Raw genomic sequence first — 18,693 nt, forward strand, 5'->3', positions numbered from 1 at the left:
ACTGTTACTTTTTATGGTAAATACTCCATATTAATTAACTGTCTCCGAGGTGGCTGAACGAAAAAATTCAACTCTTTTCATAACTTTTAAAATTTATTTTTATACGGATAATCAAACACTTACTCCGCATTTGCTGTAAATCCATACACACTGCGGGCCTATAAGCCAGGCGAGATATGATCTATATCAATTTCTCTTCTATAATGCTTTGTTAGTATCTCGTCGCCGACTTAATAAAGAGAGAGTTAGTGTGAAAGCTGACAACCCTTTTGATCTTTTACTCCCTGCTGCGATGGCCAAAGTTGCCGAAGAAGCGGGTGTCTATAAAGCAACGAAACACCCGATGAAGACGTTCTATCTGGCGATCACGGCTGGTGTGTTCATCTCTATCGCTTTCGTCTTCTACATCACCGCCACCACCGGTACTGCCGGAATGCCTTTCGGTATGGCCAAACTGATTGGCGGCATTTGTTTCTCACTGGGTCTGATTCTCTGCGTCATCTGCGGCGCCGACCTCTTCACCTCAACGGTGCTGATTGTCGTGGCAAAGGCCAGCGGAAGAATTACCTGGGGTCAGCTGGCACGTAACTGGCTTAATGTTTACGTGGGTAACCTGGTTGGCTGTCTGCTCTTTGTTTTGTTGATGTGGCTTTCTGGCGAGTACATGACCGCCAACGGTGGCTGGGGCCTTAACGTCCTGCAAACCGCCGACCACAAAATGCACCACACATTTATCGAAGCCGTTGCTCTCGGCATCCTCGCTAACCTGATGGTCTGCCTGGCTGTATGGATGAGCTACTCGGGTCGTAGCCTGATGGACAAAGCCTTAATTATGGTTCTGCCGGTTGCGATGTTTGTTGCCAGCGGCTTTGAGCACAGTATCGCGAATATGTTCATGATCCCAATGGGCATTGTCATCCGCGACTTTGCGAGCCCGGAGTTCTGGACCGCAGTTGGTTCATCCCCGGAAAGTTTCTCACACCTGACTATTATGAATTTCATTACTGATAACCTGATCCCTGTCACTATCGGGAACATTATCGGTGGGGGTCTGTTAGTTGGGTTGACATACTGGGTCATTTACCTGCGTGGCGACGATCATCATTGATGGTTTTCTCAGGCAGTAAATAAAAAATCCACTTAAGAAGGTAGGTGTTACATGTCCGAGCTTAATGAAAAGTTAGCCACAGCCTGGGAAGGTTTTGCGAAAGGTGACTGGCAGAATGAAGTAAACGTACGTGACTTCATTCAGAAAAACTATACCCCGTATGAAGGTGACGAATCCTTCCTGGCTGGCGCAACTGACGCGACAACCAAGCTGTGGGACAGCGTAATGGAAGGCGTTAAACTGGAAAACCGCACTCACGCGCCAGTTGATTTTGACACCTCCGTTGCTTCCACCATCACTTCTCACGATGCTGGCTATATCAACAAAGCCCTTGAGAAAATCGTTGGTCTGCAGACTGAAGCACCACTGAAACGCGCAATCATCCCGTTTGGTGGTATTAAAATGGTTGAAGGTTCCTGCAAAGCGTATAACCGCGAGCTGGACCCAATGCTGAAAAAAATCTTCACCGAATACCGCAAAACCCACAACCAGGGCGTATTCGATGTTTACACCAAAGACATTCTGAACTGCCGTAAATCTGGCGTTCTGACTGGTCTGCCAGATGCGTATGGCCGTGGCCGTATCATCGGTGACTACCGTCGCGTTGCGCTGTACGGTATCGACTTCCTGATGAAAGACAAGTACGCGCAGTTTGTTTCCCTGCAGTCCGATCTGGAAAACGGCGTAAACCTGGAAGCGACTATCCGTCTGCGTGAAGAGATCGCTGAACAGCACCGCGCGCTGGGTCAGATCAAAGAGATGGCTGCTAAATACGGCTGCGATATCTCTGGTCCTGCTACCAACGCTCAGGAAGCTATCCAGTGGACCTACTTCGGCTACCTGGCCGCAGTTAAGTCTCAGAACGGCGCAGCAATGTCCTTCGGTCGCGTATCCACCTTCCTGGATGCTTACATCGAACGTGACCTGAAAGCAGGCAAAATCACCGAGCAAGACGCTCAGGAAATGATTGACCACCTGGTCATGAAACTGCGTATGGTTCGCTTCCTGCGTACTCCTGAATATGATGAACTGTTCTCTGGTGACCCAATCTGGGCAACAGAATCTATCGGCGGTATGGGCGTTGACGGCCGTACTCTGGTGACTAAAAACAGCTTCCGCTTCCTGAACACCCTGTACACCATGGGTCCTTCTCCGGAGCCGAACATCACCGTTCTGTGGTCTGAAAAACTGCCTCTGAACTTCAAGAAATTCGCCGCTAAAGTGTCCATCGATACCTCTTCTCTGCAGTACGAGAACGATGACCTGATGCGTCCGGACTTCAACAACGACGATTACGCTATCGCTTGCTGCGTAAGCCCAATGGTTGTTGGTAAACAAATGCAGTTCTTCGGTGCGCGTGCAAACCTGGCGAAAACCATGCTGTACGCTATCAACGGCGGCGTTGATGAAAAACTGAAAATGCAGGTTGGTCCTAAATCTGAGCCGATCAAAGGCGACGTTCTGAACTTCGACGAAGTCATGGACCGCATGGATCACTTCATGGACTGGCTGGCTAAGCAGTACGTCACTGCACTGAACGTTATCCACTACATGCACGACAAGTACAGCTACGAAGCCTCTCTGATGGCGCTGCACGACCGTGACGTTATCCGCACCATGGCGTGTGGTATCGCTGGTCTGTCCGTTGCTGCTGACTCCCTGTCTGCAATCAAATATGCGAAAGTTAAACCAATTCGTGACGAAGACGGTCTGGCTATCGACTTCGAAATCGAAGGCGAATATCCTCAGTTTGGTAACAACGACTCTCGCGTTGATGACATGGCGGTTGACCTGGTAGAACGTTTCATGAAGAAAATTCAGAAACTGACTACCTACCGTAACGCTATCCCGACTCAGTCTGTTCTGACCATCACCTCTAACGTTGTGTATGGTAAGAAAACCGGTAACACCCCAGACGGTCGTCGTGCTGGCGCGCCGTTCGGCCCAGGTGCTAACCCAATGCACGGTCGTGACCAGAAAGGTGCTGTTGCCTCTCTGACTTCCGTAGCTAAACTGCCGTTTGCCTACGCGAAAGATGGTATCTCTTACACCTTCTCTATCGTGCCAAACGCGCTGGGTAAAGACGACGAAGTGCGTAAAACCAACCTCGCGGGTCTGATGGATGGTTACTTCCACCACGAAGCGTCCATCGAAGGTGGTCAGCACCTGAACGTGAACGTAATGAACCGTGAAATGCTGCTCGACGCGATGGAACACCCTGAGAAATATCCTCAGCTGACCATCCGCGTATCTGGCTACGCAGTACGTTTTAACTCCCTGACTAAAGAACAGCAGCAGGACGTTATCACCCGTACTTTCACTCAGTCCATGTAAGTGGAATTGACTGAAATCACGCGTTAACAAGCGTACAATAAAGGCTCCACGTCAGTGGGGCCTTTTTAGCACCCTCTCCACCTCAGTCTCTTTTGCCCGCTATCTATACTTAATGGATAACAGCCAAAACAGACTTAACACAGCCGGCTTTGAGCTGTGCATACACAGGCCCGGGACGGGCCGATGATGGAGATATCACCGCAATGTCAACTATTGGTCGTATTCACTCCTTTGAATCCTGTGGCACCGTTGATGGCCCGGGCATCCGCTTTATCACCTTTTTCCAGGGCTGCCTGATGCGCTGCCTGTACTGCCATAACCGCGATACCTGGGACACGCACGGCGGCAAAGAAGTGACCGTTGAAGACTTGATGAAAGAGGTGGTGACCTACCGCCACTTTATGAACGCGTCCGGTGGCGGCGTCACCGCATCCGGCGGTGAAGCCATTCTTCAGGCTGAATTTGTCCGTGACTGGTTCCGCGCCTGCCACAAAGAAGGCATACATACCTGCCTGGATACCAATGGCTTTGTACGTCGCTACGATCCGGTGATTGATGAACTGCTTGAAGTGACCGATCTGGTGATGCTCGATCTCAAACAGATGAACGATGAGATCCACCAGAACCTCGTTGGTGTCTCAAACCACCGCACGCTGGAGTTTGCCAAATACATAGCCGACAAAGGCATCAAAACCTGGATCCGCTACGTGGTTGTTCCTGGCTGGTCAGACGACGACGACTCCGCGCACCGCCTGGGGGAATTCACCCGTGACATGGGCAACGTCGAGAAAATCGAGCTTCTGCCCTATCACGAGCTGGGTAAACATAAATGGGTGGCCATGGGCGAAGAGTACAAACTCGATGGCGTGAAGCCGCCGAAAAAAGAGACGATGGAACGCGTGAAAGGTATTCTCGAGCAGTATGGCCACAAGGTCATGTATTAAAGAAAAGGCCCGGTAAACCGGGCCTTTTTTATATTCTATTTAAATACACCGTTAATAACGGACGTCACAATGGCTGTGCTCAACGCAATTAAGACCAGGTCGTCCCCGACCACGCGCCATTCATAGCCTGGGTAGGAAGGAAGCTGGTCCAGCATAGAGGCTGGCACGGTTTTCTTCGCAATGCCCGGAGGAAGCGGCTTACCGCGCGCCAGGTTTTTCGCGATGCCCGGAGGCAGAGAGTCATAACCCGTTAAGCCATAATTCAGCGCCAGGTGACGCGCATGATCGAAGCTCACGCGAGCATCAACATCATTACCGACATCTTTGCTATTTTTGAAGCTCTTATTCGATTTTCCAGGGTTATCCTGTCCGCTATTTTGCTTATTTCCATGGTTGCCGGAGTTACCAGAATTCCCGTTACCATGATTACCGCCATTACCTTGTCCGCCACCGTTTCCGTGACCACCGCCGTTCCCGTTTCCAGGATTAGCCATGACCGGAGCAGTTGCAAACGTTAAAGACAACACTACGGCAAGTGCGGTAGTGGAAAAACGACGAATAGACATGATTGCTGCCTTATAGTGTTAGGACTCACATGAATTATCGCCTGGCGCAATAAACAAACAATAAGTAAAACTCTTAGTTGTGATGGGGACAAAAAAGCCTGTCATCGACAGGCTTTAATTTAATCAGGCATGTGCCACAGGCGTTGGATGCTCACCTGCTTTACGCAGCAGCATTAAGAGATATATAAACGACACGCTGGCAATCATGATAAACAGTAAATTGTCGGAGTAATTCTGCATCAGCATCGCGGTAAACGTCGGCCCTAATAAGCTGCCGATGGTATAGCTCAGTAACAGCGCCTGGTTCATTGCCACCAGCTGGTGATGCTCAACTTTTTCGCAGGCCCAGGCCATTGCCACCGGATAGAGCGTAAAGCCGGCGGCCCCGAGAATGAACAGCGCAGGCGCCATCGCGGCATTGCTGAGCATGGCAAGACATCCCATGATGACCACGAAGACCTGAACGCGCAGCACCAGCAAACGACCAAAGCGGTCCGCCAGACGGCCAATCGGCCACTGCCCGACGATCCCCGCACTCACCATGACCGCCATCCAGAATCCAATTCCGGAATCGCTGACGCCCTGATGATTCAGATAGAGCGGCATCAGACCATAGAGCGAGCCCAGTACAATCCCCGATATAATGCAGCCGTTAACGCCCAGACGCGCATGACGCAGTCTGAGCATTGGCCAGACGTGGGTTGCTTCCTGGTGTTCGCTGTTCTGGTTCACGATGCGCGTGAAGAGCAAAGGCAAGATCGCGGCCAGCACCATACCCGTTACCCACGGCAGAACGCTCATGAGGTCGGTTGGCAGCTTGCTGACCATCAGTTGCCCCAGTACGGTGCCGACGTAATAAACCATCATATAGGCTGCCAGCAGGCGTCCACGATTACGGGAGGTGCCGCTGCACATCAGCGCACTTTCAACGACTACCCAAATCATCGCGCAGCCTACACCGGCGATAAAGCGCCATGCCATCCAGCTCCAAAAGCCGACCATCAGGCCCAGCCCCGCACACCCGGCAGCGAAAATCAGCGAAGCCAGATAATAGCTGCGGTTAAAGCCAAAGCGCTTAATCAGGCTCCCGGTCACCAGGGTTCCAAGAAGGTTGCCGGTAAAAAAGGACGAGCTAACCATACCCACCTGCCAGGTCGGTAAGTTTTCATGGGCAAGCCACAGCGGGACGAGCGTATTTAACACTGCGATCGCCAGGGTCAACAGAAGCAAGCCACAGAGCAACAGCAGCACTGGCCGGGTATAGGTGGTCATGGATTAAAAAGCCGTGAGGAAGTTCAGATTTCGTGCGCATCATGCCACTGGCAAAAACAAAGTCAATCCACTGATTTAGCCGCCTCGCACAATATGTTCCCTGTCGATTTAAAAAACTTATCCTGCTAATGCCACGCCTGCTATAGATATTAATTATGTCTCTGTTTTCATTTATTAATGGGCAAAATTAAAACAAAACGACAGTCGAAAAATTTCATGATCGAAAAAAGAAAAAGCCGGGCACTCAGGCCCGGCTTGATATAACCAAATACAACGTTAACTGGCGATAGCCATACCTACAGTCATATGCAACCCGTAGAACACGCCGCGACCAATCAGTTCACCCGCCAGTACCAGCACAAAAGCCAGTGACAGCAGCGGCAGCGCGGGCTGATAACCTTTGAGCTGAGGAGCAATCCAGAATACCAACGCGGCGACCAGCAGAACGATGCGCCAGGCCATCAGAGCACCGTAGTCCGGTACCAGGGCAGAAGCCTGCTGGATAGAGCTGTGAATGGTTGCCAGTTCTGCACCCTGCATCAGGGCGACTATCGAACTCACTACCAGCGCCAGCAGAGAAACTGCGGGCAGCAAACGCATTGCCCACCCGTCTACGCCCGCCACGCGCAGCAGCAGGTAGCCCAGCAGCGGTCCGCCGATCAACATCGTCAGGAAGAAGCTCATTGGCGTCCAGACGCTGTACCATGTTGGAACGGTATCGATGGTGTTATAGACGCGCACCATCATCCACACGAACACCACGCCTAACACCATGGTCACGATTAGCCACAGGCTGCGCAGACCCGCAGGCAATTTTTTCATGGCGGCCAGCAGCCAGCCCAGCCCACCGACGGCAAAGAAAATTGCTCCGCTGGCAATCTCATTACTGAGGGATGAGGCACCCACGCGGTTCAGGGAGTTAAACGCGCGCATAGGCGACCCCAGGTGAAGCGTAGAGGCGATAAACCCAATCCCCATCAGCACCCACAGGCCAAACATGCTCAACACTAAACGCTGCTGCTGTTCAGCATTAAGGCGACCTTTCAACAGCGCCAGCGCGAGCACAATGAAACCACCCGCCACGCACTGACCAAAGACCGTGAAGATCATCAGCGGCCATTCATGCCATCCACTTCCCATCTCACACCTCCTTCGGATTTGCCAGGTAGCCGGTGGTGTCCCCTGTAGGACGGCTGTTGGCGTTAGGTTTAATTACAATGCTCGGCTTCGTGAAGTGCGCAGACGGCAGCGGCGCCACGGCAGCGAGCTGCCCGTGTTTTTGACGCAGCTCTTCAATCGGACCGAAGTCCAGCGCGCGCAGCGGGCAGGACTCGACGCAAATCGGCTTTTTGCCGTCCGCTACGCGGGTGTGGCAGCCATCGCATTTGGTCATATGACCTTTGGCGGCATTGTACTGCGGCGCGCCGTACGGGCACGCCATATGGCAGTACCGACAGCCGATGCAGACATCTTCGTCCACCACCACAAAACCGTCTTCACGCTTGTGCATCGCCCCGCTCGGGCAGACCTTAGTACAGGCCGGATCTTCACAGTGGTTACAGGCAATTGACAGGTAATAGGCAAAAACGTTCTGATGCCAGACGCCGTTATCTTCCTGCCAGTCCCCCCCGGCGTATTCATAAATACGGCGGAAGCTGACGTCAGGGGTCAGGTCTTTGTAATCTTTACAGGCCAGCTCGCAGGTTTTGCACCCGGTGCAACGGCTGGAATCAATAAAAAATCCATACTGGGTTGTCATCGGTTACTCCTTAAACCTTTTCAACCTGGACAAGGTTTGTGTGGGATGGGTTGCCTTTCGCCAGCGGCGACGGACGCTGCGTGGTCAGTACGTTAATACTGCCAGCCTGGTCGATGCGGTTTGCATCAGGGCTATACCAGGCACCTTCACCCAGCGCCACTACGCCTGGCATCATGCGCGGCGTCACTTTGGCTTCAATGTGAACCTCGCCGCGACCGTTGAAGATCCGCACGCGATCGCCATTGCTGATGCCTCGCGCTTTGGCATCCATCGGGTTGATCCACATCTCCTGTCGGCAGGCGGCTTTCAGCACGTCGACGTTACCGTAGGTAGAGTGAACACGCGCTTTGTAGTGGAAGCCGGTCAGCTGCAGCGGGAATTTCGCCGTCAGCGGATCGTTGTAGTTTTCAAAGCCCGGCGTGTAGATCGGCAGCGGATCGATAACGTCCCCTTCCGGCAGTTCCCAGGTTGACGCAATTTTTGCCAACTCTTCGGAATAGATTTCGATTTTGCCCGACGGCGTGGTCAGCGGGTTCGCCTGCGGATCTTCACGGAACGCTTTGTACGCCACGTGGTGCCCTTCCGGATCGCGCTGTTTGTACATCCCCTGCTTGCGGAAGGTGTCAAAGTCCGGCAGGTCAGGAATGGCCTTACGGGAGAGTTCATGCAGATGGCGCATCCACCCTTCCTGAGTCCGCCCCTCAGTAAACTGCTGCTCAACGCCAAGACGTTTCGCCAGCTCGGAGGTCATCTCATAAATGGTTTTGCACTCAAAGCGCGGTTTAATCGCCTGGTCGGTAAAAATCACGTAGGACATGTTGCCGCAGGATGCATCCAGCGCGAAATCCATCTGCTCAGAGGCGGTGCAGTCCGGCAGCAGGATATCGGCATATTTCGCCGAAGAGGTCATGTGGCAGTCGATCACCACAATCATCTCGCACTTCTTGTCGTCCTGCAGGATTTCATGGGTACGGTTGATTTCTGAATGCTGGTTGATGAGGCAGTTACCGGCATAGTTCCAGATCATCTTGATCGGCACGTCCAGCTTGTCCTTGCCGCGCACGCCGTCGCGCAGGGCGGTCATTTCCGGGCCGCGTTCAATCGCATCGGTCCACATAAACATGGAGATGCTGGTCTGAACCGGGTTATCCAGCGTCGGCATACGTTCGAACGGCACTTCATATGAACCTTCACGCGCGCCGGTGTTACCGCCGTGAATGCCGACGTTGCCGGTCAGAATGGAGAGCATGGAGATGGCACGGGTCGCGATTTCGCCGTTCGCATGACGCTGCGGACCCCAGCCCTGGCTGATATAGGCCGGTTTGGCTGAACCAATTTCACGCGCCAGCTGAACGATACGATCAGCCGGGATGCCGGTGATGGTGGACGCCCACTCCGGCGTTTTCGCCACGCCGTCGCTGCCCTGTCCGAGAATATACGCCTTGTAGTGACCGTTTGCCGGCGCGCTGGCTGGCAGAGTTTTCTCGTCATAGCCGACGCAGTATTTATCCAGGAAAGGCTGATCGACAAGATTCTCAGTGATCATCACCCACGCCAGGGCGGAGACCAGCGCCGCGTCGGTCCCCGGACGAATGGGGATCCACTCGTCTTCACGTCCGGCGCCGGTGTCGGTGTAGCGTGGGTCGATGATGATCATGCGGGCATTGGATTTGGCGCGGGCCTGTTCGAGGTAGTAGGTTACCCCACCGCCGCTCATGCGGGTTTCACCCGGGTTATTGCCGAACAGCACCACCAGCTTACTATTTTCGATATCAGACGGGCTGTTTCCGTCCGCCCAGCCGCCATAGGTGTAGTTCAGGCCAGCAGCAATCTGCGCCGATGAGTAGTCACCATAGTGATTGAGATAACCGCCGCAGCAGTTCATCAGGCGCGCCACCAGCGTTTTACCCGGTGGCCAGGAACGGGTCAGCGTGCCGCCAAGCGTCCCGGTACCGTAGTTCAGGTAGATGGATTCGTTGCCGTACTCTTTAATCAAACGCTGCATGTTAGTGGCAATGATATCGTAGGCTTCATCCCAGCTAATCCGCTCGAACTTCCCTTCCCCACGCTTACCGACGCGCTTCATCGGGTATTTCAGGCGGTCAGGATTATAGACACGACGACGCATGGAGCGACCGCGCAGGCAGGCACGGACCTGATGTAACCCTTCGTAGTTATCGTCCCCGGTATTGTCGGTTTCGATATATTTAATTTCACCATCCACCACATGCATACGCAGCGGACAACGGCTACCGCAGTTGACGGTACAGGCACTCCACACCACTTTTTCCGGGGAAGTGGCCGGAGACAGAGCATCAGCCGCCGACGCCAGTCGGGTAAAGGGGAGCGTGAAGGCACTGCTGGCTACGGCCAGGCCGCCTATAGCCGTGGTTTTCATCAAACCACGGCGAGTGACCTCGGCAGCCATTAATGCTTCAGGCGCGTTGATTTTCATAGAGACTCACTTTGGTTGCTCACAAAGAAAAGAGAGGCGGCGCAAACCGCTATGTAGTTTTATATATAACGAATATTTTCGTTATCAGCGTTTTATGCTGACTTTCATTCGGAGGAGTATTACTACTTTAGAGGGAGGGGGTATTGCGTCGTATCAATTCATAAGCATAAAAAAAGCGCCCTGAGGCGCTTTTTTGTTTTAAGACAAATATTAACCGATGTACTGCTGGCCTTTCATGTATGGACGCAGCACTTCAGGGATCTCGATACGACCGTCTGCCTGCTGATAGTTTTCCAGCACGGCAACCAGGGTACGACCCACAGCCAGACCAGAACCGTTCAGGGTATGTACCAGACGGGTTTTCTTGTCAGATTTGCTGCGGCAGCGTGCCTGCATGCGGCGCGCCTGGAAATCCCAGACGTTAGAGCAGGAGGAGATTTCACGGTAGGTGTTCTGCGCAGGCACCCACACTTCCAGATCGAAGGTTTTGCAGGCGCCAAAGCCCATATCACCGGTACACAGAGCCATACGACGGTACGGCAGACCCAGCAGCTCCAGAACCTTCTCCGCGTGGCCGGTCATCTCTTCCAGCGCGTCCATAGATTCTTCTGGACGAACGATCTGCACCATCTCAACTTTGTCGAACTGGTGCATACGGATCAGACCGCGCGTGTCGCGACCGTAAGAACCGGCTTCAGAACGGAAGCACGGTGAATGTGCCGTCAGTTTGATCGGCAGATCGTCTTCGTCGATGATCTCATCACGCACGAGGTTAGTCAGCGGCACTTCCGCGGTTGGGATCAGCGCGTAGTTGCTACTGTCTGCTTCTTCGTCCAGCGGGCGGGTATGGAACAGGTCGCCGGCAAATTTCGGCAACTGGCCCGTACCGTACAGCGTATCGTGGTTGACCAGATACGGCACGTAGGTTTCGCTGTAGCCATGCTGCTCGGTGTGCAGATCCAGCATGAACTGCGCCAGCGCGCGGTGCAGATGGGCAATCTGGCCTTTCATCACCACGAAGCGAGAACCTGTCAGCTTAACCGCTGCCGCAAAGTCCAGGCCCGCGTGCATTTCGCCCAGCGTCACGTGATCGCGTACTTCGAAGTCAAACTCACGAGGCGTACCCCAGCGCTTCACTTCAACGTTGTCGTTTTCATCTTTGCCGACAGGCACGCTGTCGTCAGGAATATTCGGGATAGCCAGGGCAATATCACGAATCTCGGCCTGAAGAACGTCCAGCTCAGCTTTCGCCTGATCCAGTTCTTCACCCAGCTTGTTCACTTCCAGGCGTAATGGCTCAATATCTTCCCCGCGCGCTTTCGCCTGGCCGATGGATTTCGATCGAGAGTTACGCTCTGCCTGCAGATTTTCAGTTTGTACCTGCAGTACTTTACGACGCTCTTCAAGAGCGCGTAGCTTATCTACATCCAGCTTAAAGCCCCGGCGTGCCAGTTTTTCAGCGACTGCGTCTGGCTCATTACGCAGCAGATTGGGATCGAGCATGCTTATCCTGTGCTTATCGAATTAAAATAGGGAAATGTGACCACAGCCTGCGGCCACAAGGATACTACGCCAACATTACCGCAACGATTGAACTAACGGTAGCGTTTTATAGGGCTATTTTGATCCTGTCCGGCGAGCCAGGTGAGCTTTTCACCAATCTTGCCTTCAAGACCTCTGTTTGTGGGGCGATAATAGCGCGTTTGTGCCATCTCCTGCGGGAAATATTCCTCCCCTGCGGCGTAGGCATTGGGTTCATCATGAGCGTAGCGGTACTCCTGCCCATACCCCATCTCTTTCATCAGTTTGGTCGGTGCATTACGCAGATGAACCGGCACATCGTAGTCCGGGCGTTCACGCGCATCCGACATTGCCGCTTTAAACGCGGTATAAACCGCATTGCTTTTCGGCGCGCAGGCCAAATAAACAATCGCCTGCGCAATGGCACGTTCGCCCTCCGCGGGTCCAACGCGGGTGAAGCAGTCCCAGGCCGACAGCGCGACCTGCATAGCGCGTGGATCGGCATTGCCAACATCTTCAGACGCAATCGCCAGACAGCGGCGCGCGACATACAACGGATCGCCGCCCGCAGTGATAATGCGCGCGTACCAGTAAAGCGCCGCATCCGGCGCGCTGCCGCGTACCGACTTATGCAGCGCCGAGATCAGGTCGTAAAAACGGTCGCCTTTATTGTCGAAACGGGCGCTGCGTTCACCAGCAATTTCGGTGAGCAATTCCGGTTTAAGCACCCGCTTCCCGGCATCGTCGACTTCGGCCATATCGGCCATCATTTCCAGCGTATTCAGCGCCCGACGCGCATCGCCGTTGACCAGCTCCGCAATCGCACGACGCGTGTCGTCGGGCAGAACGATATCCTGCCCGCCGTAGCCGCGCGCTTTGTCGTCCATCGCCTGGGTGAGAACCTTTTCAATATCCTCGGTGGTCAGCGATTTGAGCAGATAAACGCGCGCGCGGGAGAGTAGCGCCGAGTTCAATTCAAACGACGGATTCTCGGTGGTCGCGCCGATGAAGAAGATCGTGCCGTCTTCAATATGCGGCAGGAAGGCATCCTGCTGGCTCTTGTTGAAGCGGTGGACTTCGTCCACGAAGAGGATGGTGCGCCGCCCGGCATTGCGGTTCTGCCGCGCACGCTCGATCGCCTCACGGATCTCCTTCACGCCGGAGGTCACCGCCGAGATGCGTTCAACGTCCGCGTTGGCATAGCGGGCGATCACTTCTGCAAGCGTGGTCTTGCCGGTGCCAGGGGGCCCCCAGAGGATCATGGAGTGAAGATGCCCGGCCTCAATGGCGCGTGGCAATGGCTTACCGGCAGCCAGCAGGTGCTGCTGGCCGATGTACTGCGCTAAATTTTCTGGCCGCATACGGGCGGCCAGAGGTTGAAACGCGTTATCTGAAAAATCGAGCGACAGATTGCCCACTCACGCCTCTTACTTATTGCGTTGGTCGTCCACCGTCACGCCCTTCGGCGGGGTAAAGGTGAATTTCGATGCATCAACGGCGCCGTTCTGCTGAGATTTAAGCTGGTAGCTGCTGCGCTGATCGTCCTGCTCAACCGCGCCGAACTGATTAATGGTACCGTTGGTGCTCACGTTAATGGTGAACTGCTTCAGGTTGCCGTTGCTGCCTTTCGGCGTCAGGACGAACTCGTCACCCGTCTGTTTAATATTGTACTGCTGCCAGTCGCTGGCCTGGTTTCGGGCAATCAGCATAAACGGCGTATTGCTGGTGGCATCTTTCAGCCAGGTCGCAGTAGCCTGCTCAACGAACGGGTTGTAGAACCATAAGGTTTTACCGTCAGACACCAGGATGCTCTCATCCGGCTGGGTCATGTGCCAGTTGAACAGATTTGGGCGTTTTACCCACAAATCTCCCTGGCCTTCCTGCACCGCGTTGCCGCTGCCGTCCGTCACTTTTTGCGTGAAGCTGGCGTGGAAGCTGCTTACTTTATCCAGTCGGCTTTTAAGGTCGCTGGCTGCATCAGCCCAGACGCTGCTGGCAACAAAACTGGTGAGTAATGCACAGGCGATGGCGATTTTTTTCATTGTTATTCCTTAAAATACGTCTTCCCGATATGGGATTTCCGTCTTCTATTCTGGACCTGCCCGAAGGCAGGCGACAGAAGAAAATGCTTAATTTTGGCTGATTTACCCTTCTTTGCAAACGCTGAAGGTTAATCAAACGGCGGCGGCGCCAGCACCTCGCGGTTACCGTTATGCCCCTGCTCGCTCACAATGCCCTGCGCTTCCATCTGCTCGATGATACGCGCTGCGCGGTTATAGCCGATGCGGAATTGACGCTGCACGCCTGAGATGGACGCTTTGCGTTTTTCGGTAACGAAGTTAACCGCCTGATCGAATAACGGATCCAGCTCTTCACCACCGTCGAAGCCACCGCCGCCGCCTTCGCTTTCCGTATCGCTGGTAATGCCGTCAATATATTGTGGACGACCGCGCGCTTTCCAGTCCTGCACGACAGCGTGAACTTCCTCGTCGCGGACAAACGCACCGTGAACACGCACCGGAGAAGTGGAGTTCGGGCCGGAATAGAGCATGTCCCCCATTCCCAGCAGCGACTCTGCGCCGCCCTGATCAAGAATGGTACGGGAGTCAATTTTGCTTGATACGGTAAAGGCGATACGCGTCGGAATGTTCGCTTTGATAAGACCAGTGATAACGTCCACGGAAGGACGCTGGGTCGCCAGCACAAGGTGAATACCAGCCGCACGCGCTTTCTGCGCCAGACGGGCAATCAACTCTTCCACTTTCTTACCAACGGTCATCATCAGGTCAGCGAATTCATCGACCAGCACGACGATATAAGGCAGTTTTTCCAGCACCGGATGCTGGGCATCCATGCTGTCACCTGGCTTCCAGTAAGGATCCGGGATCGGACGTCCCATACGCATAGCCTGGGCGATTTTCTCGTTATAACCGGCCAGATTACGTACGCCCAACGCAGACATCAGCTTGTAGCGGCGTTCCATCTCATTGACGCTCCAGCGCAGGGCGTTGGCGGCGTCTTTCATGTCGGTGACCACTTCGGTCAGCAGATGCGGGATGCCTTCGTAGACCGAAAGTTCGAGCATTTTCGGGTCGATCATGATGAAACGCACATCTTCCGGCTGCGCTTTATAGAGCATGCTGAGGATCATGGCGTTCACACCGACAGACTTACCGGAACCGGTAGTACCCGCGACCAGCAGGTGAGGCATTTTTGCGAGGTCTGCCACCACCGGATCGCCAGCGATATCTTTACCCAGCACCACTGTCAGCGGGGATGGGTTATCGCGGAATTTGGTGTTATCCAGCACTTCACGCAGGTAGACGGTCTGACGTTTCTTGTTCGGCAGCTCAAGACCAACGTAAGGTTTGCCCGGTATCACTTCCACCACACGTACCGCAACGGTCGACAAGGAACGCGCCAGGTCGCGGGACAGGTTAGAAATACGCGCGGCTTTAACGCCTGGCGCCAGGTTCAGTTCAAAACGGGTGATAACAGGGCCCGGCGAGTAGTTCACCACGTCAGCCTTGATACGGAAGTCGGCCAGACGGGCTTCCACCAGACGCGCCATCTGCTCCAGCGCGAAGGTATCGACGGGTTCCACTTCCGACGGCGGCGGCGTTAACAGATCAAGAGACGGCAGCGGCGTGCTTGGACGCTGCAGCGGACGGCTGTCACCGTTACGCATCAGCAGCGGGTGAATCAGGCTCTCTTGCTGCTGAGGCGCAGGCTGCTGGAACTGCGGCGGCTGCGGTTGCTGAACTGGTTGTTGCGGTTGCGCATATGGCTGCTGAACGGGCTGCTGCGGCTGCGCATACGGCTGATGAACAGGTTGTTGCGGCTGTGCATAGGCCTGTGGTGCTGGCTGCTGGCGCACAGGCTCAACTTCCGGCATCACGCTCGGGGTAAATAAAGGCTCGCTCGGGCCATCATCCACCAGATCCTTCATCGGCGAGAATTCAAAATCAGACAGTGAGAACGGATTTGCACCAGCCGGTTGTTCACCGGAATAACGCTGCTGCTGGGTGGCGGCGAACTGGCGCGCTAATTCCGCTTCTGCAGCGTCATCTTCGTCTTCAGGCACAGGTTCACCGTGCTGATATTCTTCACCGTAGCGTTGATTCTGCTGCGCGGCGAACTGGCGGGCCAGCTCGTCCTGTTGCATCTCATCGGCGTCATCTTCGTACTCTGGCTCGCGCGCTTTCTCTTCTGCCATGCGCTGGGAAGGCAGCTTGATACCATAAGAGGCAAGTTCACGACGGGTTGGTACGCGAACGCGGTTAGGACGAGGCAGTTGCGGACCAATCCCCTCCTTCACCTGAGGACGTGGCGCGCCCCCTGTTGCCAGGCTAAAGACAGGTGCAGCCACGGCAGCGGCCGCGGTAGCCTGCTTCACGCTTTCCGCTACGGGTGCAACTACAGGTGTCGAGTCGACCGGTGGAACTGGGACAGAAGGCGCTTTCGTCACCGGCTCCTGCACCGGTTCAGGCACAGGCTGATACCAGGCGGCCAGCTGTTCGCGTTCACGCGCGCGGCGCTCTTCGACTTCTTCAAAATAGTACAGCGGTGGACGGGCAGGCTTCACCTCTTCCACGATTTCAGGTTCAGGCTGCGGCGCTACATGAGGCTGCACAGGTTCAACCGGTTCTGGCACATACTCCTGATACGGCTGGGCCACAGGCTGTTCAAAGTGAGGGTAATCTTGCGGTTCATACGCAGGCTGCGGCGGCTGATATGGCTGCTGCCACTGCTCCTGCTGCACAGGGATATAGCTCTCTGGTTCAGGCGCGATAACGGGCTCCGGCGTGTGAACACCGGGAGCAGTCTGCCAGTCAACCTGAGGTTGCTGAATAACGGATTCCGGCGGCGAAACCGGCGCGGATGGCATCACGGCGTCGACAGGCGCGGCATACGCCTGCGCTGCGGTTGTCGCGGCTGCGGCTGCCGCAACCGGTTCAGTGACCGAGTGACCGTTTAACAGCGGGTCGTATTCGTCAAAGTCCCCGGGCGTGGCCCGGCTGCCAGAGAAGAGCACATCGTCAGGATCGACTGCGACACCCGCAGCGCGATACGCCACCTGCTCGTCTTCATCCATGCGTTTACCGGAGAAGAGCGCCTCATCGGTTTTACGACCTAGCGGGTTGGCAAATTTCTCAGCAACACGCTGACGACGCGCCAGCGCGCCGCGCAGAATACGCGCGCGACGAGATTCGCGACGCTGCACAGGCGCGTCATCTTCCTCTTCATCTTCGTACTCGTCTTCATCAACCCACGTATCGTCACGGCGGGTACGGTTGCTGGCGAAGGTCAGAATGGTGAGGATAAAACTACCAATTTTCTCGGCAATGCTCACCCAGGACCAGCCGGTAAATAGCGTTAGCCCGGCCGCCCAAATGCACAGCAGCGCCAGCGTGCCGCCGCTGCTGTGCAGCATCGGCTGTAGCGCAGAACTGAGTAAGCTGCCGATTACACCGCCAGAGGCGAAGTACCAGATATCATCCGCATTGATTGCCGCTAGCCCGCACGAAGTAAGGATCAGCGCCAGCGCGCCAATCAGGCGCAGCGACACGGCGAAATAGTCGATGTAATCATCGTTCTGACGATGACGCCACGCAAACCAGCAGCCGCCAATGATAATAACGGGGAGGGTGTAGGCCATCACACCGAAAATGAAAAACAGCGTATCCGCCAGCCAGGCACCAGGGACACCGCCTAAATTATGGATAGGCTCATGCCATGCAGTTTGTGACCAGCTGGGATCTGAAGGATTGAAACTGAATAAGGCTGCCATCAGCCAGACGGCAAAAAGGGCAATAACAATCAGCAAAGCCTCGAGGAGACGACGTCCGCTGCTTAGCTTCGATAGTGTGACTTCTTTGTCTTCAGTGTATTCCTGGCTCAAAAAAGGCTCTCCAGGTATCAGGCATATCCTGCCTTTTTGCTAAAACGGACAACAGCGCCGGGACTCCCCGGCACTGTTGCTGTATGGATTAACAGGAGTGTAATCAAACTACGCTGATTTTGCACCTGTTCCGTGTTAGCGCGTCTTAATAACCAGACGATTGCTCTGTTTGACCTCTTCCATCACCACATATGTACGGGTGTCGTTCACGCCTGGCAGACGCAGCAGGGTTTCCCCCAGCAGCTTACGGTAGGCGGACATATCAGGCACTCGGGTTTTCAACAGGTAGTCGAAATCACCGGACACCAGATGACACTCTTGAATTTCTTCAAGTTTTTGTACAGCGGCGTTGAATTGTTCAAACACATCCGGCGCACCACGATTCAGAGTAATCTCAACAAATACCAGAAGTGAGGCATCCAGATAATGCGGGTTCAACAGAGCAGTGTAGCCCTGAATGAAACCCTGTCTTTCCAGTCGGCGCACACGCTCAAGGCACGGCGTCGGGGAAAGTCCCACACGTTTTGAAAGCTCGACGTTGGAAATACGCCCATCCTTTTGCAATTCATTAAGAATGTTACGATCGATACGGTCGAGATCTTTGCCAGGGCGCTTCTTGCTATCTACCATTATTATTGTCTCTCTGTATTCCTTCCCTACTCCTGCCTGGACCCTGTGCACATCACTGTTCAGAGCCTGTACCCGTTAGTCATCACATCGCCTGATTATGTAATAGACGCGATGCGGATTCGGGTTCTGTTGGTAAGAAGACCGTTGCCCGAAGGCTGTCACCGACATCACGTATGGCGTCTGTCCACGCCATGCGTAGATT

General features: G+C 54.5%; 13 protein-coding genes. 3 read left to right on the forward strand and 10 right to left on the reverse strand.

The window, feature by feature from the left end; genetic code table 11:
• The first annotated feature begins 250 nt into the window (after positions 1 to 250).
• The 3 genes from focA to pflA all read left to right on the forward strand — a co-directional run bounded on the left by focA (position 251) and on the right by pflA (position 4,386).
• Positions 251 to 1,108 (forward strand): formate transporter FocA, encoded by an 858-nt coding sequence (gene focA, locus USH94_RS06705; protein ID WP_008499974.1) that lies wholly within the window; start codon positions 251 to 253, stop codon positions 1,106 to 1,108.
• 51 nt (positions 1,109 to 1,159) lie between these two features.
• Positions 1,160 to 3,442 (forward strand): formate C-acetyltransferase, encoded by a 2,283-nt coding sequence (gene pflB, locus USH94_RS06710; RefSeq protein ID WP_023310992.1) that lies wholly within the window; start codon positions 1,160 to 1,162, stop codon positions 3,440 to 3,442.
• A 203-nt stretch (positions 3,443 to 3,645) separates the two neighbouring features.
• Positions 3,646 to 4,386, forward strand: coding sequence for a pyruvate formate lyase 1-activating protein (gene pflA / locus USH94_RS06715; protein WP_045630022.1), 741 nt, complete (start codon positions 3,646 to 3,648; stop codon positions 4,384 to 4,386).
• A 35-nt stretch (positions 4,387 to 4,421) separates the two neighbouring features.
• Here the strand turns inward: pflA and USH94_RS06720 are convergent, their stop codons facing one another.
• The 10 genes from USH94_RS06720 to lrp form a co-directional block, all read right to left on the reverse strand.
• The gene (locus USH94_RS06720; RefSeq protein WP_111963925.1) at positions 4,422 to 4,952 is read right to left on the reverse strand and encodes an anti-virulence regulator CigR family protein; all 531 of its coding nucleotides are present in this window, start codon (positions 4,950 to 4,952) and stop codon (positions 4,422 to 4,424) included.
• 123 nt (positions 4,953 to 5,075) lie between these two features.
• Positions 5,076 to 6,224, reverse strand: a complete 1,149-nt coding sequence (locus USH94_RS06725) for an MFS transporter (RefSeq protein ID WP_111963924.1) — start codon at positions 6,222 to 6,224, stop codon at positions 5,076 to 5,078.
• Positions 6,225 to 6,500: 276 nt separating this feature from the next.
• On the reverse strand, positions 6,501 to 7,364 hold the full coding sequence (locus tag USH94_RS06730; protein WP_111963923.1) for a dimethyl sulfoxide reductase anchor subunit family protein: 864 nt from the start codon (positions 7,362 to 7,364) through the stop codon (positions 6,501 to 6,503).
• 1 nt (position 7,365) lies between these two features.
• The gene (locus tag USH94_RS06735) at positions 7,366 to 7,983 is read right to left on the reverse strand and encodes a DMSO/selenate family reductase complex B subunit (protein WP_021240882.1); all 618 of its coding nucleotides are present in this window, start codon (positions 7,981 to 7,983) and stop codon (positions 7,366 to 7,368) included.
• A 10-nt stretch (positions 7,984 to 7,993) separates the two neighbouring features.
• Positions 7,994 to 10,438 (reverse strand): dimethylsulfoxide reductase subunit A, encoded by a 2,445-nt coding sequence (dmsA, locus tag USH94_RS06740; RefSeq protein ID WP_111963922.1) that lies wholly within the window; start codon positions 10,436 to 10,438, stop codon positions 7,994 to 7,996.
• Between the two features lie 210 nt (positions 10,439 to 10,648).
• Positions 10,649 to 11,941 (reverse strand): serine--tRNA ligase, encoded by a 1,293-nt coding sequence (gene serS / locus USH94_RS06745; protein WP_008499983.1) that lies wholly within the window; start codon positions 11,939 to 11,941, stop codon positions 10,649 to 10,651.
• A 92-nt stretch (positions 11,942 to 12,033) separates the two neighbouring features.
• Positions 12,034 to 13,377 carry a replication-associated recombination protein RarA gene (gene rarA / locus USH94_RS06750; protein ID WP_111963921.1) on the reverse strand — a complete coding sequence of 448 codons (1,344 nt, stop codon included), beginning with the start codon at positions 13,375 to 13,377 and terminating at the stop codon, positions 12,034 to 12,036.
• A 9-nt stretch (positions 13,378 to 13,386) separates the two neighbouring features.
• Positions 13,387 to 14,001 carry an outer membrane lipoprotein chaperone LolA gene (gene lolA, locus USH94_RS06755; RefSeq protein WP_021240884.1) on the reverse strand — a complete coding sequence of 205 codons (615 nt, stop codon included), beginning with the start codon at positions 13,999 to 14,001 and terminating at the stop codon, positions 13,387 to 13,389.
• Between the two features lie 128 nt (positions 14,002 to 14,129).
• A complete protein-coding gene (gene ftsK / locus USH94_RS06760) occupies positions 14,130 to 17,861 on the reverse strand; it encodes a DNA translocase FtsK (RefSeq protein WP_111963920.1) in 3,732 nt (1,243 codons plus the stop codon).
• Between the two features lie 135 nt (positions 17,862 to 17,996).
• Positions 17,997 to 18,491: a leucine-responsive transcriptional regulator Lrp gene (lrp, locus tag USH94_RS06765; RefSeq protein WP_000228469.1), complete on the reverse strand. Its 495-nt coding sequence runs from the start codon at positions 18,489 to 18,491 to the stop codon at positions 17,997 to 17,999.
• Between the last annotated feature and the right edge of the window lie 202 nt (positions 18,492 to 18,693).

This window comes from Enterobacter sp. 148H3, assembly GCF_034107425.1.
In the GTDB taxonomy this organism is placed as follows: Bacteria; Pseudomonadota; Gammaproteobacteria; order Enterobacterales; family Enterobacteriaceae; genus Enterobacter; species Enterobacter vonholyi.

Excerpts from the sequence above, each read along its gene's own strand:
- lolA (WP_021240884.1), bottom strand. The coding sequence starts at position 14,001 with ATGAAAAAAATCGCCATCGCCTGTGCATTACTCACCAGTTTTGTTGCC.
- USH94_RS06725 (WP_111963924.1), bottom strand. The coding sequence starts at position 6,224 with ATGACCACCTATACCCGGCCAGTGCTGCTGTTGCTCTGTGGCTTGCTT.
- USH94_RS06735 (WP_021240882.1), bottom strand. The coding sequence starts at position 7,983 with ATGACAACCCAGTATGGATTTTTTATTGATTCCAGCCGTTGCACCGGG.
- pflA (WP_045630022.1), top strand. The coding sequence starts at position 3,646 with ATGTCAACTATTGGTCGTATTCACTCCTTTGAATCCTGTGGCACCGTT.
- USH94_RS06730 (WP_111963923.1), bottom strand. The coding sequence starts at position 7,364 with ATGGGAAGTGGATGGCATGAATGGCCGCTGATGATCTTCACGGTCTTT.
- pflB (WP_023310992.1), top strand. The coding sequence starts at position 1,160 with ATGTCCGAGCTTAATGAAAAGTTAGCCACAGCCTGGGAAGGTTTTGCG.
- USH94_RS06720 (WP_111963925.1), bottom strand. The coding sequence starts at position 4,952 with ATGTCTATTCGTCGTTTTTCCACTACCGCACTTGCCGTAGTGTTGTCT.
- serS (WP_008499983.1), bottom strand. The coding sequence starts at position 11,941 with ATGCTCGATCCCAATCTGCTGCGTAATGAGCCAGACGCAGTCGCTGAA.
- lrp (WP_000228469.1), bottom strand. The coding sequence starts at position 18,491 with ATGGTAGATAGCAAGAAGCGCCCTGGCAAAGATCTCGACCGTATCGAT.
- dmsA (WP_111963922.1), bottom strand. The coding sequence starts at position 10,438 with ATGAAAATCAACGCGCCTGAAGCATTAATGGCTGCCGAGGTCACTCGC.